The organism is Paraburkholderia solisilvae (assembly GCF_902859875.1).
Lineage (GTDB): Bacteria > Pseudomonadota > Gammaproteobacteria > Burkholderiales > Burkholderiaceae > Paraburkholderia > Paraburkholderia solisilvae.
Genome location: NZ_CADIKF010000052.1, coordinates 21,637 through 47,754 on the forward strand (window position 1 = coordinate 21,637; position 26,118 = coordinate 47,754).

A 26,118-nucleotide genomic window follows, 5' to 3' on the forward strand; every position below is an offset into this window, starting at 1 on the left:
AAAAAGTCAGGCGCCGCGCATACCGCGCCGGCGCCGGACCCGTTTACTCCACGTGTGCTCAGTACTTGCGCTGCGGCAGGATCTGCGCGGCAACGCTCATCGGGAACACCGTTTCTTCGGTCACGATGCGCTTGGGCAACTGCTTGCCCGCGACGAGGTCTTTGGTGGCCTGCATCAGCTGCGGTCCGAGCAGCGGACTGCATTCGACGTCGACATTGATCTTGCCCGCGACCATCGCTTCGAAGCCGCCCTTGGTCGCATCGAACGACACGACGCTGATGTCCGTGCCCGGCTTCAGGCCGGCTTCTTCCATCGCCTGAATCGCGCCGAGCGCCATATCGTCGTTATGCGCGTAGACCACGTTGATCTGCTTGCCGTAGGTCTTCGCGAAGGCTTCCATCACCTGCTTGCCGCCGGCGAGCGTGAAGTCGCCGCTTTGCGACGCGATGATCTTGAACTTCGGATCGTTCTTGATCACTTCCATCAGACCGGCGTGACGATCGTTGGCGGGCGCCGAGCCGACCGTGCCCTGCAGTTCGACGATATTGATCGGGCCTTTATCGTTCTTGTAGCGCTCTTCGAGCCAGCGACCGCCGCGGCGGCCTTCTTCGAGGAAGTCCGAACCGATCATCGTCACGTACAGCGATTTGTCCTTCACGTCGATATTGCGGTCGGTCAGGATCACCGGAATCTTCGCGTTTTTCGCTTCGGTCAGCACCGGCTCCCAGCCCGATTCCACCACCGGCGAAAACGCGATCACGTCCACCTTTTGCGCGATATACGAGCGGATCGCCTTGATCTGGTTTTCCTGCTTCTGCTGCGCGTCGGAAAACTTCAGGTTGATGCCGGCGTCCTTCGCAGCCTGCTTGACCGATACGGTATTCGCGGTACGCCACGCGCTTTCGGCGCCGACCTGCGCGAAACCGAGCGTGATCTTCTTGTCTTCCGCATGACCATTGATCGCGGCCGCGAACATCAGGGCCGAGCCGATCAGCGCGCCGAGTGTCAGGCGTCTCGTGTGATTCATTTCCTGTCTCCGATTTATATCGTTTGTTCTGGCGCCGGTTACCGCAGGCGAGCGTCCTTACGGGCACGCGACGGCGAATGCCGACGCCACCTTTCACAACACTGCACATCGATCAAGCAGCACAACGGGAAACGTATTAACGCCGAGCCGGCTCGCTGCGACTCCCCCCGCACGTGACACTGAACGTGAGTCGCCCCGGTTCGTTAATAGCCAAACTATATCTATGCACTGATGCGGCGGTGATTAGTATTTTCCCGAGCCATGCCAGCCCCGTGCGACACCGCGATCCCGCCTGCATAGCCCGCGCCAAGTCCAATATTCGGGAGTCGCCGCAAAACCTCCGGCGCGCATTTGCGGGACCGTTGGGGTCCGAATATGCATCCGATATAGTCCTACTATTTACGCGTATTCGATGATCAACCAGCGGAATCGCCGCATACATTCGCGCGCGCGATACCCGCGTGCGGCGAATCGCAGCATAATCTCCGCAAAACCTGCGGCGAACGGTTTGCCTTTGCGGAGATTACCCGGCACAATCTCCGCATGGAAAGCGGAGATTACCCCTACATCTGGTCGGAGCCCGGCTGGCCGCAATGGCAGTACGACCTTGCGTCGCTGGCGGCGCCGCTTGCGGCCGTAACCGGCGCGCAAGGGCTGCTGCTCGGCCGCATGTACGACGCCGGCCTCGTGCAGCGCGGCGAAGCGAACCTCAACGCGCTCACCGCGGATGTACTCAAGACCAGCGAAATCGAAGGCGAAGCGCTCGACCCGCGTTCGGTGCGCTCGTCCATCGCGCGCCGGCTCGGCGTCGATATCGGCGCCCTCGCGCCGGTCGACCGCCACGTCGAAGGGGTGGTCGAGATGGTGCTCGACGCAACCTTGCATTGCAACGCGTCGCTCACGCGCGAGCGCCTGCTCGGCTGGCATGCCGCGCTCTTCCCCACCGGCTACAGCGGCCTCGCGCCAATCCGCGTCGGCGCGTATCGCGACGACGCGCGCGGCCCGATGCAGGTCGTCTCCGGCGCGATCGGCCGGCAACGCGTGCACTTCGAAGCGCCGCCCGCACAGCGGCTCGAAGCGGAGATGGCGCGCCTGCTCGACTGGGTCAACGACAACGACGACCACCACCCGGTCATCAAGGCGGGCCTCGCGCACTTATGGCTCGTCACGCTGCATCCGTTCGACGACGGCAACGGCCGCATCGCGCGCGCCGTCGGCGACATGCTGCTCGCGCAGATCGACCATAGCGGCCAGCGCTTCTATAGCCTGTCCGCGCAGATCCAGCGCGAAAGGCGCGGCTACTACGAGATTCTCGAGCGCACGCAACGCGGCCTGTCGGACGTCACGACATGGCTCGCGTGGTTCCTCGACAATCTGCGGCGCGCTCTCGAGGCCGCCCTCCAGACGCTCGACGCGGTGCTCGCGAAATCGCGCTTCTGGCAGCGCATGGCCGGCACGCCGCTCAACGAGCGGCAGTCGAAACTGCTCAACCGGCTGCTCGACGGCTTCGACGGCAAACTGACGAGCAGCAAATGGGCGGCCATCGCAAAGTGCTCGCCGGACACGGCGCTGCGCGACATCAACGAGCTGATGGCGGCCGGCGTCTTGCGGCGCATGGACGGCGGCGGGCGCAGCACCGCGTACGAGCTCGTGGCCGCACCCGTAACGCCGGACGTGACGATCGCGTGACACGCACGGGCCCGCGCAATTTCACACAGCCGGTTCGTTTTTTCCGCTTCGCGCCGGTCGCAAACGGTGCGAGTATGCGGATCGAGCATTCCGCATTGCCCCTTCTCGCTTACCTCGCTATCGCAGCGCCCAGGAGAAATGCCCATGAACGACCACGATCCGCACCGCCTCGCCGGCACCGACGCCACCGACGCCGATCCGACCGCCGGCGCCGATCAGCCCGATGACCCCGAACGCCGCCGTGTGCTGACCGGCATCGCCGCGGTCGGCGCGGGACTGGTGCTGGCCGGCTGCCAGACGTCCGCCCAGACATCCACGAGCACCACCGCAAAGAGCGCCGCCGACCTGCGGCTCGACGCCGCGTTGCACGACCAGGTGAAGAACATCGTCGTGATCTATGCGGAAAACCGCAGCTTCGCGAACCTGTACGGCAACTTCCCGGGCCTGCAGCAGCCGCTCGACGCGGTGCGTCCGGAAGCCTACGTGCAGTTCGACCGCGACGGCATCACGCCGCTGCCGCGGCTGCCCGCGATCTGGGGCGGCCTCGTGCCGCAGGCGCAAACGGTCGACGGCAAGCGCTATGCGATCAGCGAACGCGAGATCACGAACCTGCGCAACCAGCCGTTTCACCTGACCGACGCGCAAGGCGCGCCGCTGCCCAATGGCGTGATCACGCGCGACCTCGTGCATCGCTTCTATCAGAACCAGATGCAGATCAACGGCGGACGCAACAACCAGTTCGCCGCGTGGGGCGATTCGGGCGGACTCGTGATGGGCCACTACCGCAACTCGCCGACGACGCTGAAAATCTGGGGCCTCGCGCAGCAATACACGCTGTGCGACAACTTTTTTATGGCGGCCTTCGGCGGCTCGTGGCTGAACCATATCTTCCTGATTTCCGCGCAGGCGCCGCTCGTGCCGGACATTCAGAACAGCCCCGCCAAAAATCTGACGTCGATCCTCGAAGGCGACGATCCGCTCGGCACGCGGCTGAAGATGTCGGCGAAGTCACCCGCGTCCGCGCTCGACGGGCCGCCGAAGTACGAACGCGACGGCCTTTTCACGCCCGACGGCTATGCGGTCAACACGATGGCGCCGCCGTACCAGCCGAGCTTCGTGCGACCCGCGCTGGACGGCAACGCGCTGTTCGCGAACCCGGCCGACCCGAAGGTGCTGCCGCCGCAACGCTACGCGACGATCGGCGACCGGCTGACCGACCGTGATGTCGAATGGGCGTGGTATGCGGGCGCGTGGCAATACGCGATCGAACATCAGGACACCGGCTCGGTGCCCGACTTCCAGTATCACCATCAGCCGTTCAACTACTTCGCGAACTACGCGCCCGGCACCGCGGCGCGCACGCGGCATCTGCGCGACGCGGGCGTCGGCGACGACGCGGCGACCAACCGGCTGCTCGCGGATATCGACGCGGGACGGCTGCCGCCGGTCACGTTCTACAAGCCGCAGGGCAATCTGAATATGCACGCGGGCTACGCGGACGTCGAATCCGGCGACCGCCATATCGCGGCGGTGATCGACCATCTGCAGCGCAGCCCGCAGTGGCGCAATACGGTGGTGATCGTCACCGTCGATGAAAACGGCGGCTGGTGGGATCCGGTCGCGCCGCCCAAAGGCGACCGCTGGGGCCCCGGCTCGCGCATTCCGGCGCTCGTCGTGTCGCCGCTCGCCAAGAAAGGCTACGTCGATCACACGGTCTACGATACGAACTCGATCCTGCGCTTCATCAGCCGCGTGCACGGACTCGAGCCGCTGCCGGGCGTGGCCGCGCGCGACCGCGCATTCGCGCAGAACGGTCTTGCGCCGCTCGGCGATCTGACCGGTGCGCTCGATCTCGCGTAACTGACGCCACATCTGGCTGTCGTCACTCGCGAGCGCGGCGCAGGCCCATTTGCGGCCCGCGCCGCTACCGCTACGCCTCGACGCTGCGCGGGCTGCGTTCGTTGCGCTGCTCGCGCATCCAGTCGTCGAGCTGCACCGGCGACAACGGCCGCGCGATCCAGAATCCTTGCAGTTCATCGCAGCCGATGCTGCGCAGCAGATTCGCCTCGCGTTCGTTTTCGACACCTTCGGCGACCACGCGCAAACCGAGCATGTGCCCCAGCCTGACGATCGCCTCGACGATCGCGAGATCGGTCGGCTTGTCGAGCTTGTTGTGCACAAAGGTGCGGTCGATCTTCAGCCGGTCGAGCGGGAAGCGGTTCAGATAGCTGAGGCTCGAATAGCCGGTGCCGAAGTCGTCGAGCGAGATGCGCACGCCGAGCGCGCGTAGCGCGCCGATCGTCGCGATATTGCGCTGCGCGCCGTCGAGCAGCACCGATTCGGTGATTTCAAGCTCGAGACGCTCCGGCGCGACGCGGTGCCTCGCGAGGCTCGCCTTCAGCGTGTCGACAATCGCATCCTCGCGCAGTTGCACCGTCGACAGGTTGATCGACAGCGTCAGACCGGCAAGCGCGCCGTCGCGCCAGCTCGCGAGCTGCCGGCACGCTTCATCGATCACCCACGCGCCGATCGGCACGATCAGGCGCGTCTCTTCGGCCAGCGGAATGAACTGCGCCGGCGACATGCGGCCAAGCTCGCCGCTGTCCCAGCGCAGCAGCGCCTCGACCGCCACCACCTCGCCGCTGGTCGTATCGACGCGCGGCTGGTACGCGAGCCACAACTCGTCGCGCTCGATCGCGGTGCGCAGACACGCTTCGAGCGCGAGCCGCATCCGGCTATGCTCGATCATGTCCGGCGAGAAGAACTTCGCGAGATTGCGTCCCGCGGCCTTCGCCTGATACATCGCGAGGTCCGCGTTCTGCATCAGCGTATCGATATCGTGTCCGTCTTCCGGGTACATCGCGATGCCGACGCTGCACGACACCTGAATCGCGATACCGCTCACATCGTGCGTCTCGCCGACGAGCGGAATCATCCGCTCCTCGATCGTGCGCGCGACGTCGGCCGCGCTCTGCGCGCCGTTCAGGATCACGGTGAACTCGTCGCCGCCGAGGCGGCTCACAGTATCGTCGTGCCGCACCGAACGCACGAGGCGCGCGGCAACCGAGCGCAGCAGCCCGTCGCCGATATGATGACCGAGCGAATCGTTGATGTCCTTGAAGCGGTCGAGGTCGATAAACAGCACGGCGAGGCGCCGCCCGGTGCGCTTCGCGGTATCGAGCGCGACCGCCAGACGCTTCTTGAAGAGCGCGCGATTGGGCAGCTCGGTGAGGAAGTCGTGTTCGGCGAGAAACTGGATGCGCGCCTCGCTCTTCTTGCGATCGCTGATGTCGATCAGCGTGCAGATGTAATGCGTGACATGCGCTTTCGGGTCGCGCACCACGCTCACCATCAGCCACGCCGGATAGTCGCCGCCATGCCGGCGGCGCACCTGCGCTTCACCGTTCCACGTGCTCGCGCGATCGACCCTGCGCGCCACCGCCGCGAAGCCGCCCTCGTCCGGCAAGCCGTCGACGATAAAACCGGGCGCGCGGCCCACTACGTCGTCGGACCGGTAGCCGGTGGTCCGGTAGAACGCCGCGTTCGCGGTCAGCAGCCGGTAGCCGTCATCGAGAATCAGGATCGCCTCGGACGATGCCTCGAATACGCGCGCCCACAGTTCGAGCCGCTGCTCCATCAGCTTGATCTGGTTGATCGGCGTGAACGCGGTCAGAATCGCGTCCTGGCCCTGGAAGCTCAGGCGCCGCGCCGATAGCATCGCCCACGTCGATTCGTCAGTCGCCTTCCAGTGCACCTCGAATTCGTCTACTGCTTCGCGATCGGACAGCTGCTGGAAAAAGCGCGCGCGCGTGCCCGAATCGAGGCCGCGCGCCCACGGGTCGATCGCGCAGCCGTTCAGCCAGTAGAGCGCCGGCCGGTTCGCGTGCAGCACCTCATGGCCCGGCACCGCGGTCACGACCATCGGCACCGGCGTCGCTTCGACGAGCGCATGCTGCGCCGCCGATGCGCGTGCAGTCGCGGCCAGCTCTTTCTGCACGTCGCGTTCGCGATCGAGCTGTTCGAGCATTTCGTTGAAGCCGCTCACCAGCACACCGATCTCGTCCTGGCTGTGCCAGCGCGCGCGCAGCGAATGGTCGCCGGTGCGGCGCACGGTGTCCATCACGCGCGCGAGCTGCCGCAACGGCCGCGAAATCTGCAGCGCGACCGTGTACACCATGGTCAGGATGCCGCACAACAGGAAGAGCGCGGTGCCCAGATGCAGCCACATGCGCGCGAACAGCGCGCGCACCCGTTCATGCAGCAGCCGGTCGAGCTCGATGCCGGTCTTGCGCCAGGTTTCGTCGACGTCCGTCACCACGCGCTGCTGCGCGGCATCCGCGGCCGCGAAGCGGGCCGTATCGGCGCCGCCGCTGTCGACGATCGCGCGTGCCGCGCGCCGATAGTCTTCGATCGAGCGGTTCATCTGCTGGATCGACGGACCGAGCGCGCGGTCGAGTTCGTGGTTGGCCGCGACGGCTTCCGCGAAGTCGGTGCGCAGCCCCTGCAGCACCGCGTCCAGCTGGCCCTCATGCACCAGATAGCGGGTGCGCAGCAGATCGGCGGCGGCAGGCCGCCGGTCGTCGCGCAGATCGCTGCCGATCTGGTTCACCCTGTCGAGCAGCGCCGGATAGCGGAGAATCGACAACGACATCGAGTAATAGCTGTCGAGATCGGGATCGAGGATCAGATTCGACTGGTTGCCGATGCGCGTGACGAGTTCGCGGCATGCCAGGAGCGCCTCGTTCACGCCGGCAGCGCGCGGCCCCGCATCGTGCGACAGCGCGACGAGCGCGTCGCGCACGCGCTGGTTGAGCTGCGCGCTTTGCATCGCCGCGCCGTAGCGCGTCTCGGCGTCGTGCAGCGCGAGCGCGGTCTGCTGCAGCGTCTGCTCGGGCGGACGCGCGCCCGCGCCCGCTTGCGCCACCTCGACCAGCGCGTCGCGCACGGTGCGCAGATAGACGTTGCCGACGATCTCCTTGTTCGAAAAGTCGATCGCGATGTACTTCTCGTGAATCAGAATGCCGCTGATATAAAGAACCGCGCTCAGGTCAAGCAGATAGATCAACAGCAGCTTCCGGCCGACACGCAGGCGCGCGAGCAGACGAAAGAAGAGATTGCGTTTCATGAAGTGCGGACCCTTGCGCCGATGGAGTGGACAACACCTTGTTGCTTCACGTATTCCGCGAAAACGAAAGCCTAGGTGAATCTACCTATCGGCGCATGATATGCGCACATTAATCGTGTTTTCGATATTCCCTGGAACGGTGCGCGTGCGCGCCAAAGCGGCGCATGCAAAAACGTTTGCTGCCACGCAGTGGTGCTTGAGGTCCGCGCGTGGAGTCCACACCTGAGTCCGCGCCTCAGGCGCCTGTTTCAGGTCTTTTCAGCATCGAGCGGCGACGCGCGTCTCGCTTCGAGTTCCTCGAGTATCGCGGCCGTATGCTCGCCGACCGCGGGCACCGGTCCCATTACCGGCTCGACACCCGCGATCGTGACCGGCGGCAGAAACATGTCGCGCGCACCGCGTTCCGTTGCGACGCTGCGATAGCGATTGCGCGCATGCAACTGCGGATGATCGAGCAGTGCGCCGACGTCGTTCATGCGCCCGTTTGCGATCGCCGCGCGATCGAGTCGGGCGAGCACTTCGTCGCTCGTCCACGCGGCGAAGCGCTGCCCGATGGTCTGCTCGAGCACCTCGCGATTGGCGACACGCAACGGGTTGGTCACGTAACGCGGATCGGCTGCAATCGACGCATCGCCGAGCACGACTTCACAGAAACTGTGCCACTCGCGTTCGTTCTGGATGCCGAAAAAGACAGTCTTGCCGTCGCCGGCCGGAAACGGCCCGTACGGCGCGATCGTCGCATGACGCGCGCCGCTGCGCGGCACCGGTTCGCCGCGGCCGCGCGTGTAATACGCGGGGTAGCTCATCCACTCGGTGAGCGCATCGAACAGCGACACTTCGAACGCGTAGCCCCGGCCGGTACGCGCGCGCTGATGCAAGCCCATCAGGATGCCGTTCAGCGCATACATGCCGGTGGCGATGTCCGCGATCGCGAGACCGCATTTCGACGGCGTTTCCGGCGTGCCGTTGATCGACAGAAAGCCGGTTTCGCATTGCACCAGCAGGTCGTACGCCTTCTTGTCGCTGTAGGGACCGCCCGAGCCGTAACCCGAGATGTCGCACGCGATGAGCCGCGGAAAACGCGCGACCAGCGACTTCGCATCGAGCCCGAGACGCGCGGCCGCGCCTGGCGCGAGATTCTGGATAAACACATCGGCTTGCGCGAGCAGCGTGTCGAGCGTGTCGCGCGCGTCTGGCGCCTTGATGTCGAGCGCAAGGCTTTCCTTCGAGCGATTGGTCCAGACGAACTGGCTCGACAGCCCGTCCATCGCGGTATCGTAGTTGCGCGCGAAATCGCCGACTGCCGGCCGTTCGATCTTGATCACACGCGCACCCCAATCCGCCAGATGGCGGCTCGCAAGCGGCGCGGCAATCGCCTGTTCGAGCGAGACCACGGTGATGTCGTCGAGTGGGTGGTTCATTGTCGGGCGTCCTTTTCAGTCCAGTTCGTTATGCGATTGCGCGATGTGTGGTTTGCGGTGTGCGACGTGCGGCGCGGCGCGGCGCGGTCAACGACGGGCGCCGTCGATCGATCGGCGCGTCAATCAGCGCGTCAATCGGCGTGTCGATCGGCGCGGTCAGTCGCCGCAGTCGATCATCACAGTCAGTCGGTGCGCTCATCCGGGCTACGGCACCATCCAGCCGAGCAGCGGAGTCGACTGCAGCCAGACCAGCAGGCTCAATGCGGCGATCATCAGCACGGTCCAGCCGGCGACGCGCCTGAACAGCACGCCTTCACGGCCCATCATGCCGACCGCCACCGCGCCGACCGCGAGGTTCTGCGGCGAAATCGCCTTGCCGACCACGCCGCCCGTCGTGTTGGCCGCCGTCAGCAGAATGTCCGAGAGCCCCGTATGGTGCGCGGTCGTGTACTGCAGCATGCCGAACAGCGCATTCGCGGAGGTGTCGGAGCCGGTCAGCGCGGTCGCGAACCAGCCGAGCACCGGCGACACCGGCGCGAACGCCGTGCCCGCATCGGCGGCCCAGATGCCGAGCGTAACGATCTGGCCGGACAGGTTCATCACATACGCGACACCGACCACGCAGCACACGGTGAAAATCGCCCAGCGCAATTCGTGCAGGTTCTGCAGATAGACGCGCGCGGCCACCGACGCGCGCAGTCTCAGGATCGGCACCGCGATCAATCCGGCGATCAGCACGATCGAGCCCGCCGACAGAATCCATTCGAATTTCGCGCTGGTTGCCGAGACCGCCTTGCCGGCCGGATCGACGACATGCAGGAACGGCCACGGGAACGTCGACGTAAAGCGCCCGAGCAGATGACCGAGCCAGCCGATTTGCGTTGCCGCGACGACCAGAATCACCGCGGCGTAAGGGGCGAGTGCGCGCAGTATTTCGGCTGTGGAGTCGTGCGGTTGCGCTTGTTGGTGAACTTGTTGGTGAACTTGGTGATGCTCTAGTGGTTGCGACTGCTGTTGCGATTTCGAGGTGGCTCGTGATGGCGCACCCGCGTTGCCGTTCGACGATGCGAGACCGCCAGATGCGGACGCCGCCGCGCCGCGCGGCTTGTCGGTCTGAGCCTGGATGTGGTCCTGTCCCGGCGGAAAGTGCGCCTGCGCGCCAGACATCGGCATCGCGAGCACTGCGCCGCCGCCGTGCGCCGTCGCCGAGAGCGCGCCCGCGTGCGCCTCGCCGGCGGCCGCCGCACCGTGTCGCGCGCCGTACCGGCTACCCGCATCGCCTGAACGATCCGACTGCGGGTCGCTCGATTGCGTGCCCAGTTGCGTCGTGCTCGGTCGCGCGCCCAGCTCCGCACGCAACACGCGCGGCGACCACGCCTGCAAAAACGCGATCGATATCGCAGCGCAGATCAACGCGGCGACAATGTCGACCAGTTCGACCGGCAACAGCATCGAACCGGCGAACTGCGCTGACGCGAAGCTCACACCCGCGACTGCTGCGAGCGGCCACACCTCCTTGAGGCCGCGCCGGCCATCGACGATAAACACGAGAATCAACGGAATAAACAGCGCGAGCAGCGGCGCCTGACGGCCTACCATCACGCTGATCTGATGCACAGGCAAGCCGGTGATTTTCGCGAGCACCGTAATCGGCAAACCGAGCGCGCCGAATGCGACCGGACTCGTGTCGGCAATCAGGCATACCGCTGCGGCCTTGATCGGCTCGACGCCGATCGAGATCAGCAGCACCGCGCAGATCGCAACCGGCGCACCGCCGCCCGCGAGCGCTTCCAGCAGCGCGCCGAAACAGAACGCGATCAGCACCGCCTGCACGCGCTGATCCGCGCTCACGCGCGCGAGCGAGCGGCGCAATACGTCGGCATGGCCGCTTTGCTGTGTCAGCTTGAAAAGCCAGATTGCATTGATGCCGATCCAGATAATCGGAAAGAAACCGATTGCGGCCCCTTCGGCGGCGCCGCTGATCGTCGTGCCGGCCGGCATCTCGTAGACGAACAGCGCAACGGCGATCGAGACGATCAGCGACGCCAGCGCGGCCCAGCGCGCCGCCATGCGCAGCACGCCGAGCAGCAGGAACAGTGTGAGCAGCGGCAGCACCGCAAACCCCGCGGACGCGGCAATCGAATGCGCGACGGGATCGAAGATCTGTGTGTACATCAATTTGTCTCCTTCGCTCGGTGATGAGCGTTTTTTATTGCCTTCTTTGTCGATATCGACGCGAGGCACGCGTCAGCGGTTCAACATCGGCACAGGCCGTGATGCGCAGGGTCCGCGCGCGATGCGCGTCGCGCGGCGCCCGTGCGGCCGGTCGCTCACTGCATCGCGAGCACGCGGCGCGCTTCGCGCGCGATCGCTTCATCGACCATCCGGCCGTCGACCACCGCCGCGCCCGCGTTGCACGCATCGATCACACGCGTCGCCCATGCGACGCGTTGCGCGGACGGCGTGAACGCCGCGTTGATCGGCGCGACGTGCGACGGATGAATCGCAGTCTTGCCGACAAAGCCATTGGCGTTCGCGAATTCCAGATCGTCCTGCAAGATAGCCGCGTCGTTCAGTGCAAAGCACGGTGCATCGAGCGCCGGCACGCCTGCCTGCGCGCTCGCGCTCGCCATCCGGCAACGCGCCAGCTGGAGCGCCAGCGAATGCGGCTGCGCGTTGACGTCCGATGCAAAGTCGGCCGCACCGAACATCAGCGCGGCGACGCTCGCATGCGCGTGCGCGATCGCAACGGCCGCATCGAGGCCGCGCGCCGATTCGATCATCGGCACGAGCGCGCTCCGCTTGCCCGCTTCGTCGAGCAGCGCGGCGACATGAGCGACCTGATCGGCCGCTTCGATCTTTGGAAGCACAATGAAATGCGGCGCGCGCGCGGCGTCGAGCAACATCAGCACATCATCGAGTCCCCAGCGCGTGCGCGGCGAATTGATGCGCACCGCGAGCGGCGGCAACGCGCGATCTTCCGGCGCATCCAGCAGCTCGCGAACCTGATTGCGCGCGGCGGCTTTCAGGTCCGGCTGAACCCCATCTTCGAGATCGACGATCAGAATGTCGACACCACTCTTCGTTGCATTGGCGAAGCGTTCGGGTCGCGTCGCCGGCGTGAACAACCAGCTACGCATCCGCGCCTGACGGGAGATATCGGGAACCGTGGGGTTGAAAGACATGACGTTGACGTTAGTGCAAGTGGCTTGCTGATAGCGTCAATGTAGTCGCTGCGCGCGGCGGACGGGAAATACGGCTGCGAAATACGGGGTATAGGTTTATCCTATGGAGCTAACCGACACGCGGCGCGCAGATAAACCGCGCGCGACGCGACCGTAGCCCGTTCGCGGAGCCGACCATGGACATCCGGCAGCTCAAATACTTCGTCGCCATCATCGACGCCGGCAGCTTTTCGAAAGCGGCGGAACGGCTGTTCGTCGCGCAGCCGTCGCTCAGCCAGCAGATGGCCGGACTCGAAAGCGAACTGAAAACGAAGTTGCTGATACGCAGCGCGCAAGGCGTCGCGCCGACCACCGCAGGCAGCGCGCTCTACCGGCATGCGCGCGTCGTGCTGCGGCAAATGGAACAGATCCGCAACGACGTGCGCGAGGACAGCGGCAGCGAAGCCGGCTCGGTCGCGGTCGGCCTGCCGACCACTGTTGCGGTGGTGCTCGCATTGCCGCTTTTCGAGCGCATCCGCAAGCGTTTTCCCGGCATCCGGCTGCAGATTGTCGAAGGTATGAGCGGCTCGATCAGCGAGATGCTGCCGAACGGACGGCTCGATCTCGCGCTGCTTTTTCGCGACTCGGAAACGCGCGGCATTTCCGTCATTCCGGTGTTCGACGAGGAGCTTTACGTGTTCGGTCATGCCGGGCTGGCGCTGCGCAAGTCGAATACGACTTGCCCGCTGGCCGCGCTCGCGAACGTGCCGATCGTTGCGCCGAGCGCCGCGAACGGCTTGCGGCTCGTGATCGAGCGCACGTTTCAGCGCGCCGAGGTCGAGCTCAATATCGTCGCGGATATCGACTCGCTGCCGACACTCGTCGCGATCGCCACGGAGGGCTCCGCATGCACGATCCTGCCGGCGTCCGCGCTCGCGCAACGCGAACCGGCCGCGCGGCCGGTGATGCGCAAGATCGTGCAGCCGGCGATGACGCGGCCGGTCAGTGTCTGCTGGTCGCACGCGGTGCCGATCAGCGCAGCGGCGCTCGCGGTACGCAAAGCGATCGTCGAACTGATTCGCGAGTTGCATGCGCATGGCAAGTGGACCGGCATCACGTTGCGGCCTGCGCCCGATCAAGCGACGCTCGCCGGGACCGGCGGCCCGGCGGGCAGCGCGCTTGTGCTGGATTGACGGCGGCCGCATCGTTACACTGTCGTGTCATATCCACTGCGCCGACACGACACATGACGATATGGGCACGCAATTCGCTGCGTACCCGACAATCAATCGACATGGAACCGCAAGTCGCGGCACGTCTCGAATGCCTGCTCCCCTGCAAGTCCTGATTGCCGACAGTCACGTCAAGAGCGCCGACGCACTCGCCGAGGCGGCATTGCGCCTCGGCCACACCATTCAGGTCGCCTACGATGGCGATACGGCCATCTCCTTGCTGCGCTCGATTCATTTCGACGTCGCATTCATCGACGTCGCTTCGCTCGGCGCGACAGGCGAGGTGTTCTGCCGGCGCCCAGTCACCGATGCGGCGTTTGAATACACCTGCATGATCGCGATGACCACCGATGCCGCGCCTTTGCGCGGTGCGGACGTGAACTGGTGCGACGCACTGCTGACAAAACCCGTCAGCATGCAAGCACTGCGGCAGGTGCTAGGTACGGGTGAAGATTGTCCTTAGCGCCGATCTCCGGTTTGAAATCGATCCGATGGGCATAGGGAAATCCAATAGCATGAAGCGCCGCGCGTCGTGCCTATGCGCGCCTTTCAGGCGACAGCCGAGGCGGCCTCCGGTTGCCTGTTGCTTTGCCTCGCGCTGGGTAGCCTCTGGTGCGGCGCCAAAGCGCACTCGCTCGCCGGCCTGCGTCACCAGCCGTAGAATCGCGGCCATGACTCGAGCGTGCCTTTTTCAGTCAGCGCCTGATATTCGGGATGCTGAGCGCCGGTCGCACAAGCATGATTCGGCAGAATGCGCAGCCGCGTGCCGACCGGAAAGCGGCCGGCAATGTTTTTATCGGGCGCGCCGGTTCGCGAAACGATTCCATGCTCCTGATTCGCGCTGCTCATCAGGTAGTCGCCCAATACGTCGCCCGCTTCGTTGCACACGAGCCCATACCCGAAGTCACGCTTCTGACGCTGCGTGCCGCGGTCGCGGCTCATCGCCATCCAGCCGGCGTCGACAATCGCCCAACCCTTCTCTTCCTGATGACCGATCACGGTGGTCAACACGCTTAGCGCGATATCCGATGTTTCGCACACGCCGACGTTGTGCATCACGAGATCGAACATCACATAGACGCCCGCCCGAACTTCGGTGACACCCTCGAGGTGTTCGGCGCACAGCGCGGTCGGCGTCGACCCGATACTGACGACCGGACAGCGCAAGCCAGCCGCGCGCAGCCGCTGCGCACCGCGTACCGTGCCGGCACGCTCCTGTTCGGCGATACGGACTAGCGCTTCGTGCGTGTCGTATTCGTAGCTGGAACCCGCGTGAGCGAGCACGCCGCCGAGCGTCATACCGCCATCGGCCAGCGCGCGCCCGACGGCGATCAGCAAATCGTCTTCAGGCGCGATACCGGAACGATGACCATCGACATCGAGTTCTATCCACACCTCGAATGCCTCATGATGTTCGCGTCCGAACGCGGCAATCGCTTCGGCGCACCGGAGATTGTCGACGATGATTTTCAGATCGCAGCCACGACGCCGCAACGCCAGCGCCTGCTGAAGTTTGCCCGGCGCCATGCCGACCGCGTAGACGATATCGCCGATGCCCTTCTCGAAGAACTGCTCGGCTTCTTTCAATGTCGACACGGTGATGCCTTGCGCGCCGGCGGCAATCTGCGCACGAACGATCGGCTCGCACTTGGTCGTTTTCACATGCGGCCTGAAGCGCACGCCGAGCGCATCGAGCCGTTGCTGCATTCGCGCGATGTTCCGGTTCATCCGGTTCACGTCAACGAGGGCGGCCGGGGTGGTCAGGGTGTCGAGGCTCATCAGCGGACTCTTTCGTCTGGGTAGCGCATAAACCGCGCAACTATACGGCATGGAACTGGCGAACGCAGCGTTCCGGCCGCCGTCCAGACGGCGGCCCGGACAGCCGGCGCGCACGGGGTTCACCTGTTCGCCGCACCACGCCCAAGCAGTCCGCACGCACGCATAGGTGTGTGCATTTACACATGACCATTTGACAATTCCATGCATTTAGCTAATTTTGGTACCCGTCCGCGCGGGCGGCTTCATGCGCCGCGCGATTGATCGACGCGACCAGGTGACCATTGTGCATACCATCAAGATACTGCTTCAAACGACCATCCCCACCGCCGGCAACGACTGGTCGATTGACCGCTTCAGCCAGTTGACCGAATTGTTGCGCACACATCGAAACGATGACGGGCAGTTGATATTCGAGGTCGTCGCGCGCGACCGCGATCCGCACGGCGAGCCGGATTCGGTGCTTTCCCGTCTCGACGAAAGCGGCTTCGATCAGCTGTGGCTATTCGCCGTCGATGAAGGAAACGGCCTCACGCCCGAAGACTGCGCAGGCATCACGCGCTTCCGGCAAGCGGGCCGCGGCCTGCTTGTGACGCGCGATCATATGGACCTCGGCAGTTCGTTGTGCACGCTCGGCGGCGTGGGCAAGGCGCACCACTTCCATACGCGCAACCTCGACCCCGACGAATCCAGGCGCGTGGTCGACGACCCGTACACCACCTATATCTCGTGGCCGAATTTTCACTCGGGCGCCAATGGCGACTTTCAGGACGTCACGATTGTCGGCCCCACGCACCCGGTGCTGACGAACCCGGATTCTCCGACCGGCACGATCCGGTTTTTGCCCGCGCATCCGCACGAAGGCGCGGTCGGCGCACCGGCGGACGAACCCGCTCGCGTCATCGCACGCGGCAAGAGCAAGGTCACCGGCACGAGCTTCAATCTGGCCGTTGCGTTCGAACCGTCGACGCAAGGCGGCCCCGGCATCGCGCAGAGCACTTTTCACCACTTTGCCGACTACAACTGGGACACGCGGCATGGCTGCCCGAGCTTTGTGACCGAACCGCCGGGAAACGGCATGCAGACCGAGCCGCACGCGCTGCCGGACATCCATCGCTATTCGGTCAACGTCGCGCTTTGGCTGGCCGGCGCGCTCTGACTGATAATCCACTGACTGAACGCGCGCATCGCCGGCGTCGGCGGTTTCGCTTTTTGCGAGGTGAGCCAGTAGCTGCCCGCGTGCACGTCGATATCGAACGGACGCACGAGGCGGCCCATCGCCAGATCGCGTTCGAACATGGACGCCGGCGCGAGCGCAACACCCGCGCCTTGCAGCGCGGCTTCCACCATCAGCCGCGATGAATCGAACACGGGGCCGCGCACCGGACGCGGCGCGAGCCCCGCGGCGCCGAACCAGTTCGCCCAGTCGTCGGCGCGATAGGAGCGCAACAGCTTCTCGCCGGCAAGATCGGCGGGATCGCGCAGACGCTGCGCAATCTCCGGCGCGCACAGCACCGACAGCGGCGCGTCGAACAGCTTCAGCGCGCGCGAACCCGGCCACGTGCCGTCGCCGAAACGGATCGCGAAGTCGAGCCCTTCACCGGCCAGATCGACGAGATTGTTGTTCGTCATCATGCGCAGCTCGATAAACGGATGCGCGTCATGAAACGACTTCAGGCGCGGCATCAGCCATCCGAGCGCAAACGTGCCGACTGCCCCGACGGTCAGCACTTCGTGAAAGTGCCCGCCTTCGAACTGCCGCAAGACCGCCTCGATGCGATCGAACGCGTCGCTGAGCACCGGGCGCAGCGCGAGCCCTTCGTCGGTAATCGCGAGGCCGCGCGGCAGACGCTTGAAGAGCGTCGCGCCGAGCCGCTCTTCCAGCGCCCTGACCTGCTGGCTGACGGCCGCTTGCGTGACGTTCAATTCCAGCGCGGCGCGCGTGAAACTCAGGTGCCGGGCCGACGATTCGAATGCGCGCAGCGCGTTCAGAGGCAGATACGGTCGCATGGTCGAGCCATCATATTTTCTGGGGCAACGGCCAATTTATCATCGTTTGTCAGCGGGTCGGGAAAACGCGATAGTGGCGGCTCTTCAAGGAGGCACAATGGTGACGCGGCGGAAAATCATGAATTCGTTGTTGCGTGGTGAGTTAGCTGAGCTTGCGGCTCATGCACCGCTCGCGACGGCAAGGCAGACCTTCACCTTCACGCTGCTCGGCGCATTGTGGTTCTGCTGCACGCCCGGTATCGGCCATGCGGGCAGCCTGGCGCAAGACCGCGTGCGGCATGCGGTCGACCAGGCGATTCACCCGATGATGGCGAAAGACCAGATTCCCGGCGTGGCGGTCGGCATCATCGTAAATGGCCAGCCGGCCGTGTTCGACTTCGGCGTTGCGTCGACTCGCACACATCGGCCCGTGACGCACGACACGCTGTTCGAACTCGGATCGGTGAGCAAGACCTTTACGGCGACGCTCGCGTCGTGGGCGCAGGAAAACGGCCGGTTGTCGCTCGGCGAGCGCGTCGGCCACTATCTGCCCGCGCTGAACGGCAGCGCGTTCGGCAACGTGAGTCTGCTCAATCTCGGCACGCATACGCCCGGCGGACTGCCGTTACAGGTGCCCGACGAGATTCACGATAACGCGCAGCTGCTGCGTTACTTCAACGCATGGCGTCCGACCTATGCGCCGGGCACCTACCGGACTTACTCGAACCCCGGCATCGGCACGCTCGGCATGATCGCGGCGAACAGCATCGGGCAGGACTTCAATTCATTGATCGAACAGCGCCTGTTTCCCGCGCTCGGCATGACCGACAGCTTCATTGACATTCCTGTCGAGCGTGCCGCCGATTACGCGCAGGGCTATACGAAGGACGGCAAACCGGTTCGCATGACGGGCGGCGTGCTCGCGTCCGAAGCGTATGGCGTCAAATCGACGGCGAGCGACATGCTGCGCTTCATTGAAGCCAATATGCAATTGCTGAAACTCGACCCGCAATGGCAGCGCGCGATTACCGCCACGCACACCGGCTATTTCAACGCGGGACCCATGACACAGGACCTGATCTGGGAGCAATATCCGTATCCGGTCGCCTTGAAGCCGCTGCTGGAAGGCAATGGGCCGGCGATGGCGCTCGACGCGACGCCCGTTACGGCGATTGCGCCGCCACTGCCGCCGACGGGCAACGTGTGGATCAACAAGACCGGTTCGACCAATGGCTTCGGCGCTTACGTCGCGTTCGTTCCGCAGAGGCGCATGGGCATCGTCATTCTGGCTAACCGGAATTTCCCGATTGCAGACCGGGTCGCCGCTGCATATGCGATTCTCGCGGCGCTCGACGGCGCGGCCGGAGAATGATCGATCGCTGGCGGCAAACGCGATAGGGTGGTTTGTCGCTGCGCGCCATCGATGCTGATCGCCACCGTGTGCGCACTCAAACAAACGGCCGGCTGCGCAGCGCGCGAACCGGCCGTTTGGCATGCGGTGCACGGTGCATGCATCGGCATGCACGGCACGATCAGATCGCGGCTACGAGTTCGCCGCCTCCGGCGGCGATGATGCGTCGTCGCGACGTCCACCGAGCGGCTCGAGCGACAGCTTCCGCTGCGGCGGCTTCGCAGCCGTTTGCGCTGCGGTCGCTTGCGCTTTCGACTGCGTCGTCATGAACTTCACACGCTGCGCACCGGCCTCATACGTGCACAGAATATGCGAGCCTTCGCCGATATCGCCCTTGAGCATTTCCTTCGCCAGTTCATTCTCGATGCGCTGACGGATCTGCCTCCGCAACTCGCGCGCGCCGAACTCGGGCCGATAGCCCTCGGTCGCGAGAAAATCGATCACCGAATCGTCGAATTCGAGGTCGATGTCCTGGCTCTTCGCGAGACGCTTCACCTGCTCGAGCTGCAAGCGCACCACATGCTGCGTCTCGTCGCGCGTCAACGCCTTGAACAGAATGATGTCGTCGATGCGGTTCAGAAACTCCGGACGGAAGTGCTGGCGCAACACATTCATCACGCCGCTTTGCACGGTCGACACCGCATCTCCGCTCAGGAAGCCCGGGCCCGCGCGCATCTGGCCGCCGATCACGTCGGCGGCCAGATTGCTGGTCGCGATAATCAGCGTATTGCTGAAATCGACCACGCGCCCTTTGCCGTCGGTCAGCCGCCCATCGTCGAATACCTGCAGCAGCACGTTGTAGACATCGGAGTGCGCTTTCTCGATCTCGTCGAACAGAATCACGCTGTACGGACGGCGCCGCACGCGCTCGGTCAACTGACCGCCTTCGTCGTGCCCGACATAACCGGGCGGCGAACCGATCAGGCGCGACACCGTATGCCGCTCCATATACTCGCTCATATCGATGCGCAGCATCGCTTCTTCGTCGCCGAACACCACTTCGGCAAGCGCCTTCGCAAGCTCGGTCTTGCCGACACCCGTCGGCCCGAGGAACAGAAACACCGCCGTCGGCCGGTGCCGCGCCTGCAAGCCGGTACGCGCGCGGCGCACCGCGTCGCTGACCGCCTGCACTGCCTGATCCTGTCCGATCACACGCTCGTGCAGCCGCTCTTCCATATTCAGCAGCCGCTCGCGTTCCTCGGTGGTCAGTTGCGCGACCGGAATGCCGGTCAGCTTCGCGACAATCTCCGCGATATTCGTGACCGTCACGTGCGACGTGTTCGCGCCCATGCCGGTCTTCCATGCATCGGTCGCCTCGCTCAACGCGTGCTGCTTTTCCGCGATCTCGGCGTCGAGCGCATGCGCGCGTTCATACTGCTTGCGCGAGGCCGCGTAATCCTGTTCGCGATGCAGTTGCGCCATCTCCGCTTCGAGTTCGAGAATCGCGGCGGGCCGCGATGTAGCGGACAGATGCACGCGGGCGGCCGCCTGGTCGATCAGATCGATGGCCTTGTCCGGCAAAAAGCGCCCGGCGATATAGCGATCCGACAGTTCGGCCGCGCCGACCACCGCATCGTCCTGAATCGTCACGCGATGATGCGCCTCGAGCCGGTCGCGCAACCCGCGCAGGATATTGATGGTCTGCACGACGCTCGGTTCGGGCACGAGCACCGGCTGGAAGCGCCGCTCGAGCGCCGCGTCCTTTTCGATGTACTTCTGATACTCGTTGAGCGTGGTCGCGCCGATCAGATTCAGTTCGCCGCGCGACATCGCCGGCTTGAATACGTTCGCGATATCGAGGCCGCCTTCGCCGCCGCCCTGCCCCGCACCGACGATCGTATGCACTTCGTCGACGAACAGCACGAGCGAACCGAGGTTCGCGGTAATCTCATCGAGCAGTTGCTTGACGCGCTCCTCGAACTCGCCGCGAAACTTCGCACCCGCCACCAGCGAGTTCACATTCAGTTCGACAAGCCGCTTGTCGCGCAGCGATTCGGGCACGTCGCCATTCATCATCCGCTGCGCGAGGCCTTCGACCACCGCGGTCTTGCCGACGCCCGGTTCGCCGATCAGCACCGGATTGTTCTTGCGGCGCCGCGCGAGCACTTCGACAAGCGTTTCGATTTCGCCCGACCGCCCGATCACCGGATCGAGCCGGCCGTCGCGCGCGAGCGCGGTCAGATCGCGGCTGTATTTGTCGAGTTGCGGCGTGTTCGACGGCGCGACCACCGTTTCGCGCTTCAGGCTCGGCCCGATCGCGGCGAGCGTCTGCTGCCGCAGCGCCTGGGTGTCCAGCCCATATTTGACGAACAGATTGCTCGCGAAACTATTGTTCACTTCCGCGAGGCCGATCAGCAGATGCTCGGGCCCGACATAACTGTGGCCCAGCTCGCGCGACGCGATAAATGCGCGCTCGAGTGCGCTTTTCAGGCAGGGCGTGACGCCCATCTGATGGTCCGGCGGCGGTTCGACATCGGTGCGCTTCGGCGCGTTCGTGTCGATATACGCGCGCACGTCGGTCGCCGCAATACCCAGGCTTTTCAGAATCGAAATAATCACCGCATTGTCGGCGAGTTCATACAGCAGATGTTCGGTATCGACTTCGCGGCGGCCGAACTGCACCGCGCGTTCCGCGGCGCGCTGCAGCATTTCCTTGGCCAGATCGCTGAAATGCCGCTCGATATTGATCACCGCTTCCGCGCCTTCGACACGCTGCGGCACCGGCTGCGCGGACATGGTCACGTCGTCGAGTGCGCCGATCGGATCGGACATCGTGTTGCGGAACAGCGCCTCGAGCGGCGACAGCGTGCGCTGGTGCCGCGTAAGCTGCTCGTAGTGGTAGTCGCATACATCGAGAATCCGCCTGCGCCCGCTCTGGAGTACCGCGAGCCGTACGCTCGCGGGCCTGACGCCGCAGATGTCACAGACTTGCCGTGCCATATGAGCTCCCTGTGGAAGGATTCGCGTGAGGAAAACGCCTGTATTGCGGACCGGTATCGGGCGGCGTGTGCCGGCTGTATGCATCGCGCGCGAACTTTGCTTGCGGGCCGCGTACCGCGTGGCCACCCGCGAAGCCCGCATCCGGTCTTGCAGGCGCACATTCGATGCTACATGATCGGTGCGCGAAGCGCATCGAGGCTTCGTGCAAGCGCAACCATCGTGCGCGCCGCGCATTGACTGGAGCAAGGATCCCTATGTTCGTCGTGTATTGGCTCGAGGGCGACGTGCAGCGAGGCGTCGCGCGGTTCGAACCCTTCGAGGGCGGCGCGCTCACGCAGGCGCTCGCGTTTGCCGAAGCGTTACGAAAACGGCAAGCGGCCGGCGATGGCGTCAGCTTCGTTTCGCTATGCAGCGAAAATCCGCATGCGGTCGGACAGGCGGGCGTGGCGGACCCGCCGGCTGACTATGCGTGGAAGAAGCGCCGCACGTGACGAGCGTCGCGCAGAACGCGCGCGGCACGCGGATTGGAAGTGTGACGTCCGGTGCGACGTCCGAAGCGTGGCGTCTATCAGTTGTCTGTCAGTGTGCAAACAGGCTGCGCATGACTCAATGACTGTTGCCGAGATAGGCGGCCTTCACGAGCGGGTCGTTGCGCAACTGCGCCGCCGTGCCGTGCGTCGCGATCCTGCCGTTCTCGAGCACGTATCCGTAGTCGGCGACGTTGAGCGCCGCCGCCGCAAACTGCTCGACAAGCAGCATCGTCACGCCCTGCTCTTTCAGGCGTCCGATAATGCGGAACACCTCGTCGACGAGGATCGGCGCGAGTCCCATCGACGGTTCGTCGAGCAGCACGATATCCGGATTCAACATCACTGCGCGCGCCATCGCGAGCATTTGCTGCTCGCCGCCGGACAGCGTGCCGGCCAGCTGGTTGCGCCGCTCCTTCAAACGCGGAAAGAGTTCGATCGCGCGCTCGAGGTCCGCTGCGACGTCGCCGCGTGGGCGCGCGCCGGTGAGTCGCGGAAATGCGCCGAGCAGCAGATTATCCGTGACGGACATCGTCGCGAACACGCGCCGCCCTTCCGGCGAATGGGCAAGACCCAGCCGCGCAATACGGTGCGAGTCGAACCCATCGATCCGCTTGCGCGCGCCGTCGCTACCCATCGTGATCTCGCCGTCGCTCGGACGGATCATGCCGGAGATCGCCCGCATCGTGGTCGTTTTGCCGGCGCCGTTCGAGCCGATCAGCGTGACGACCGACGCCTTCGGCACATCCATCGAGATGCCGTGCAGCACTTTGACCTTGCCGTACCCCGCATGCAGATTCCGGATCGAAAGCATGGTGTTTCCTGTTGTGCGCGCTGGTTGCGCATCGCGTGTAGCGTCCGCGGCGGCGTCTGGCGAACCCTGATGATCAGGCCGCCAGCCCGCCGAGATACGCTTCGATCACCTTCTGGTCCACCTGAATTTCCGCGGGCTTGCCTTCGGCGATCTTCTGTCCGAAATCGAGCACCGACACCGTGTCGCACACGTTCATCACCACGTCCATATGATGTTCGATCAGCACGACGGTAATGCCGTGATCGCGCACCTTGCGAATGATCGTTACGAGCTCCTTGATATCGGGCGCGGTGAGGCCCGCGGCCGGTTCGTCGAGCAGCAGCAGCTTCGGGTCGAGCGCGAGCGCACGCGCGATTTCGAGCAGACGCTGCTTGCCGTACGGCAGATTGCGCGCTTCCTCGCCGGCCACATTGTCGAGACCGACGAAACGCAGCATGCCGAATGCGCGCACACGCGCCGCATGTTCTTCGGCGCGATAACGCGACGACATCAGCCCGATATCCGCGAAGTTGGACCGGAACGTATGATGCAGCCCGACCAGCACGTTTTCGAGCGCGGTCATTTCGCCGAACAGCTGCACGTTCTGGAATGTGCGCGCGATGCCGGACAACGCGATGTCCGACGCCGTGCGCCCGGCGATCGATTGCCCCGCGTATTCGATCGCGCCCGCGGTCGGCGTATAGATGCCGGTCAGCACGTTCATCATCGTGCTTTTGCCGGAACCGTTCGGACCGATCAGGCCGTGAATCGCGCCGCGCCGCACCGCGAGATCGACGTTATTCAGCGCTTTCAGGCCGCTGAACTGCATCACGATGCCGCGCACATCGAGAATGGTGTCTTCCTGCGCGCTGCCTGCTTCACCGCCTGTCGCCGGTTCCCGCACCGAGACGATCGCATCGGCGATGAGTTCCGCCGGCTTGCTGGTATCGACGGTGACGGTGCGCACGCGGCCGTGCATGAAAAACTTGCGCACGAAGCCGACCACCCCGTCCTGCAGGTAATAGACGACGAGCAGAATCATCAGCCCGAAAATCGTCAGCCGCCAGTCGGTCAGCGTGTCGATTCCATATGAGAACGCCGCCAGCCCGACCGTGCCCGCTACCGGCACGGCCACCTTGCGCGGCGTGGTGCTCTTGCGCGATAGCGCGAACGCCGCACCGAGTGCGACGAGCGCCGCGAGCGCGGTGGCGACGAGGCGGAACGAGTCGATATCGTCGAGCAGTTTCGGCAGCAGCACGATGATCGTCGAGCCGAGCAGCGCGCCGCTGCGCGTCTTGCGTCCGCCCATGATGATCGCGAGCAGGAACAGAATGGTCAGCTCGAAGTTGTACGTGTTCGGCGAGATGTACTGTTCCGAGTACGAATACAGGCAGCCGGCGAGCCCCGCGAAGCCCGCGCTGATCACGAACGCGTAGACCTTGTAGCGATACACGGAAACACCCATGCAGTCCGACGCGACCGGACTGTCGCGCAGCGCCTCGAACGCGCGGCCCAGATGCGACTTCAGTACGCGGTGCACGACGATAAGTGACACGACGAGCAGTGCCGCGACGAGCCAGTAATACTCGGTCTCGTTCATCGGCGGGCCGCCGCCGAACGACGGCTTCGGAATCTTGATGCCGAGCGGCCCGCTCGTCAGAAAATCCATTTCGTTGATCAGGATCTGAATGATCGTGCCGAACGCGAGCGTGACCATCGCGAGATACGGGCCGGACACGCGCAGCGCCGGCAGTGCGAGAATCGCGCCGAACGCTGCCGTGACGGCAATCGCGAGCGGCGCGGTCACGTAAAACGGCATGCCGAGCTTCATGAACAGCACGCCCGCGGTGTATGCGCCGACGCCGAACAGCCCCGCATGGCCGAGCGACACCTGCCCGGTATAGCCGACCACGATGTCGAGACCGAACAGCAGGATCGCGTAGATCATGATGGTCTCGACCAGGTGGATGTAATACGGATTGCCCGACAGCAACGGAAAGACCGCCAGCGCGATCAATCCGAGCCCGATGGCGAGGGCCTTCTTCGAGGTGTTTTTCCGGTTCACGTCGCGCACCTCAGACCTTTTTGATCGCGGTTTTGCCGAACAGGCCCGCGGGCCTGATCGCGAGCACGATCAGCAGCAGCACGAGACCCGGCACGTCCTTGTAGCCGGTCGACAGGTAGAAACCGGTAGTGGTTTCGGCAATGCCGAGAATCACGCCGCCGACGATAATGCCCATCCCGCTCGACAGCCCGCCGATAATCGCCACCGCGAACGCCTTCAGGCCGAGCACCGCGCCCATCGTCGCGCCGGTCAGCGTGAGCGGCGCGATCAGCACGCCCGCAAAGGCCGCGGTCAGGGACGACAGCGCATACGAAAACGTAATGACGAGCCCCGTGTTGATGCCCATCAGCGCGGCCGCGTCGCGGTCGTTCGAGGTCGCGACGACCGCTTTGCCGAAGATCGTCTTGCGATTGAAGAACTCGACGGCCAGCATCATGACCAGTGCGCCGCCCACCACCAGCAATTCCATCGGCAGTACATTCGCGCCGAAAATGCTCAGCGGCGCCTCGGGCAACGGCGACGGAAAGCGCAGGTCGTCGCGGCCCCAGACGTTTTCCGCGACGTTCTTGAAGATGATGCCGAGCGCGATCGTCGACATGATCCAGCCGAACTCGGACTTGATCTTGATCGCGGGCCGCACGCCGATCCGTTCGACAAACGCGCCTTGTGCGAGTCCGAACACGCATACCAGCGGAATCATCAGCCAGTAGTTGACGCCGAGCGTGACGAGCGTGAGGCCGACCAGCGCGCCGAGCATCAGCGCGTCGCCCTGGCCGAAGTTCAGCGTGCCGGAGGTCGCGAACGTGAGTTGATAGCCGAATGCGATCACCGCGTAGATCATGCCGAGCGCGATACCGCTATAGATAAGCTGAAGCAGGATGGTCATGATCGATCCACTGCGAAGAGCCCGAGCGACGGACTGCTGGAAACCATCGACAACACAACACAAAGCCGCCCCC

The 26,118-nt window shown here is 64.6% G+C and carries 18 protein-coding genes; 7 read left to right on the forward strand and 11 right to left on the reverse strand.

Annotated elements, in window-relative coordinates:
• Positions 1-58: 58 nt before the first annotated feature.
• Positions 59-976 carry an ABC transporter substrate-binding protein gene (locus HV675_RS25585; RefSeq protein ID WP_377700549.1) on the reverse strand — a complete coding sequence of 306 codons (918 nt, stop codon included), beginning with the start codon at positions 974-976 and terminating at the stop codon, positions 59-61.
• A gap of 594 nt (positions 977-1,570) precedes the next feature.
• Here HV675_RS25585 and HV675_RS25590 point away from each other — a divergent pair.
• Complete coding sequence (locus tag HV675_RS25590; RefSeq protein ID WP_175114247.1) at positions 1,571-2,716, forward strand: Fic family protein; 1,146 nt, start codon at positions 1,571-1,573, stop codon at positions 2,714-2,716.
• A 144-nt stretch (positions 2,717-2,860) separates the two neighbouring features.
• A complete protein-coding gene (locus HV675_RS25595; protein ID WP_175114248.1) occupies positions 2,861-4,576 on the forward strand; it encodes an acid phosphatase in 1,716 nt (571 codons plus the stop codon).
• A 70-nt stretch (positions 4,577-4,646) separates the two neighbouring features.
• Here the strand turns inward: HV675_RS25595 and HV675_RS25600 are convergent, their stop codons facing one another.
• The 4 genes from HV675_RS25600 to HV675_RS25615 form a co-directional block, all read right to left on the reverse strand.
• Entirely contained in the window at positions 4,647-7,841 is a 3,195-nt protein-coding gene (locus HV675_RS25600; RefSeq protein WP_175114249.1) for a bifunctional diguanylate cyclase/phosphodiesterase, read from the reverse strand.
• Between the two features lie 248 nt (positions 7,842-8,089).
• Positions 8,090-9,262, reverse strand: a complete 1,173-nt coding sequence (locus tag HV675_RS25605; RefSeq protein ID WP_175114250.1) for a CaiB/BaiF CoA transferase family protein — start codon at positions 9,260-9,262, stop codon at positions 8,090-8,092.
• A gap of 204 nt (positions 9,263-9,466) precedes the next feature.
• The gene (locus HV675_RS25610) at positions 9,467-11,437 is read right to left on the reverse strand and encodes an L-lactate permease (RefSeq protein WP_175114251.1); all 1,971 of its coding nucleotides are present in this window, start codon (positions 11,435-11,437) and stop codon (positions 9,467-9,469) included.
• 155 nt (positions 11,438-11,592) lie between these two features.
• Positions 11,593-12,447: an aldolase/citrate lyase family protein gene (locus tag HV675_RS25615; RefSeq protein WP_246270534.1), complete on the reverse strand. Its 855-nt coding sequence runs from the start codon at positions 12,445-12,447 to the stop codon at positions 11,593-11,595.
• 176 nt (positions 12,448-12,623) lie between these two features.
• Here HV675_RS25615 and HV675_RS25620 point away from each other — a divergent pair, with 176 nt between their 5' ends.
• Positions 12,624-13,619, forward strand: a complete 996-nt coding sequence (locus HV675_RS25620) for a LysR substrate-binding domain-containing protein (protein WP_175114252.1) — start codon at positions 12,624-12,626, stop codon at positions 13,617-13,619.
• 61 nt (positions 13,620-13,680) lie between these two features.
• Positions 13,681-14,121: a response regulator gene (locus HV675_RS25625; protein WP_175114253.1), complete on the forward strand. Its 441-nt coding sequence runs from the start codon at positions 13,681-13,683 to the stop codon at positions 14,119-14,121.
• A 185-nt stretch (positions 14,122-14,306) separates the two neighbouring features.
• Here the strand turns inward: HV675_RS25625 and HV675_RS25630 are convergent, their stop codons facing one another.
• Positions 14,307-15,437 (reverse strand): DSD1 family PLP-dependent enzyme, encoded by a 1,131-nt coding sequence (locus HV675_RS25630; protein WP_175114254.1) that lies wholly within the window; start codon positions 15,435-15,437, stop codon positions 14,307-14,309.
• Positions 15,438-15,720: 283 nt separating this feature from the next.
• Between HV675_RS25630 and HV675_RS25635 the strand changes: the two genes are divergently transcribed.
• On the forward strand, positions 15,721-16,593 hold the full coding sequence (locus HV675_RS25635; RefSeq protein ID WP_175114269.1) for a hypothetical protein: 873 nt from the start codon (positions 15,721-15,723) through the stop codon (positions 16,591-16,593).
• Here the strand turns inward: HV675_RS25635 and HV675_RS25640 are convergent.
• Positions 16,551-17,444: a LysR family transcriptional regulator gene (locus HV675_RS25640; RefSeq protein WP_175114255.1), complete on the reverse strand. Its 894-nt coding sequence runs from the start codon at positions 17,442-17,444 to the stop codon at positions 16,551-16,553. The two genes, HV675_RS25635 and HV675_RS25640, sit on opposite strands and share 43 nt — an antisense overlap.
• A 118-nt stretch (positions 17,445-17,562) precedes the next feature.
• Here HV675_RS25640 and ampC point away from each other — a divergent pair, with 118 nt between their 5' ends.
• Positions 17,563-18,795, forward strand: coding sequence for a class C beta-lactamase (ampC, locus tag HV675_RS25645; protein WP_175114256.1), 1,233 nt, complete (start codon positions 17,563-17,565; stop codon positions 18,793-18,795).
• A gap of 171 nt (positions 18,796-18,966) precedes the next feature.
• On the opposite strand, the gene HV675_RS25650 is transcribed toward ampC, so the two are convergent.
• Positions 18,967-21,774 (reverse strand): ATP-dependent Clp protease ATP-binding subunit, encoded by a 2,808-nt coding sequence (locus tag HV675_RS25650; protein ID WP_175114257.1) that lies wholly within the window; start codon positions 21,772-21,774, stop codon positions 18,967-18,969.
• A gap of 254 nt (positions 21,775-22,028) precedes the next feature.
• On the opposite strand from HV675_RS25650, the gene HV675_RS25655 reads away from it, so the two are divergent.
• On the forward strand, positions 22,029-22,265 hold the full coding sequence (locus HV675_RS25655; RefSeq protein WP_175114258.1) for a hypothetical protein: 237 nt from the start codon (positions 22,029-22,031) through the stop codon (positions 22,263-22,265).
• 115 nt (positions 22,266-22,380) lie between these two features.
• Here HV675_RS25655 and HV675_RS25660 read toward each other — a convergent pair whose 3' ends face one another.
• The 3 genes from HV675_RS25660 to HV675_RS25670 form a co-directional block, all read right to left on the reverse strand.
• Entirely contained in the window at positions 22,381-23,115 is a 735-nt protein-coding gene (locus tag HV675_RS25660) for an ABC transporter ATP-binding protein (protein WP_175114259.1), read from the reverse strand.
• Between the two features lie 73 nt (positions 23,116-23,188).
• Positions 23,189-25,159, reverse strand: a complete 1,971-nt coding sequence (locus HV675_RS25665) for a branched-chain amino acid ABC transporter ATP-binding protein/permease (RefSeq protein WP_246270536.1) — start codon at positions 25,157-25,159, stop codon at positions 23,189-23,191.
• 10 nt (positions 25,160-25,169) lie between these two features.
• The gene (locus HV675_RS25670; protein ID WP_175114260.1) at positions 25,170-26,045 is read right to left on the reverse strand and encodes a branched-chain amino acid ABC transporter permease; all 876 of its coding nucleotides are present in this window, start codon (positions 26,043-26,045) and stop codon (positions 25,170-25,172) included.
• Positions 26,046-26,118 lie beyond the last annotated feature (73 nt).

Coding starts and splice junctions, on each gene's coding strand:
- HV675_RS25595 (WP_175114248.1), top strand. CDS start 2,861: ATGAACGACCACGATCCGCACCGCCTCGCCGGCACCGACGCCACCGAC.
- HV675_RS25640 (WP_175114255.1), bottom strand. CDS start 17,444: ATGCGACCGTATCTGCCTCTGAACGCGCTGCGCGCATTCGAATCGTCG.
- HV675_RS25660 (WP_175114259.1), bottom strand. CDS start 23,115: ATGCTTTCGATCCGGAATCTGCATGCGGGGTACGGCAAGGTCAAAGTG.
- HV675_RS25590 (WP_175114247.1), top strand. CDS start 1,571: ATGGAAAGCGGAGATTACCCCTACATCTGGTCGGAGCCCGGCTGGCCG.
- ampC (WP_175114256.1), top strand. CDS start 17,563: ATGAATTCGTTGTTGCGTGGTGAGTTAGCTGAGCTTGCGGCTCATGCA.
- HV675_RS25650 (WP_175114257.1), bottom strand. CDS start 21,774: ATGGCACGGCAAGTCTGTGACATCTGCGGCGTCAGGCCCGCGAGCGTA.
- HV675_RS25585 (WP_377700549.1), bottom strand. CDS start 976: ATGTTCGCGGCCGCGATCAATGGTCATGCGGAAGACAAGAAGATCACG.
- HV675_RS25625 (WP_175114253.1), top strand. CDS start 13,681: ATGGGCACGCAATTCGCTGCGTACCCGACAATCAATCGACATGGAACC.
- HV675_RS25630 (WP_175114254.1), bottom strand. CDS start 15,437: ATGAGCCTCGACACCCTGACCACCCCGGCCGCCCTCGTTGACGTGAAC.
- HV675_RS25620 (WP_175114252.1), top strand. CDS start 12,624: ATGGACATCCGGCAGCTCAAATACTTCGTCGCCATCATCGACGCCGGC.
- HV675_RS25600 (WP_175114249.1), bottom strand. CDS start 7,841: ATGAAACGCAATCTCTTCTTTCGTCTGCTCGCGCGCCTGCGTGTCGGC.
- HV675_RS25655 (WP_175114258.1), top strand. CDS start 22,029: ATGTTCGTCGTGTATTGGCTCGAGGGCGACGTGCAGCGAGGCGTCGCG.
- HV675_RS25615 (WP_246270534.1), bottom strand. CDS start 12,447: ATGTCTTTCAACCCCACGGTTCCCGATATCTCCCGTCAGGCGCGGATG.
- HV675_RS25670 (WP_175114260.1), bottom strand. CDS start 26,045: ATGACCATCCTGCTTCAGCTTATCTATAGCGGTATCGCGCTCGGCATG.
- HV675_RS25610 (WP_175114251.1), bottom strand. CDS start 11,437: ATGTACACACAGATCTTCGATCCCGTCGCGCATTCGATTGCCGCGTCC.
- HV675_RS25605 (WP_175114250.1), bottom strand. CDS start 9,262: ATGAACCACCCACTCGACGACATCACCGTGGTCTCGCTCGAACAGGCG.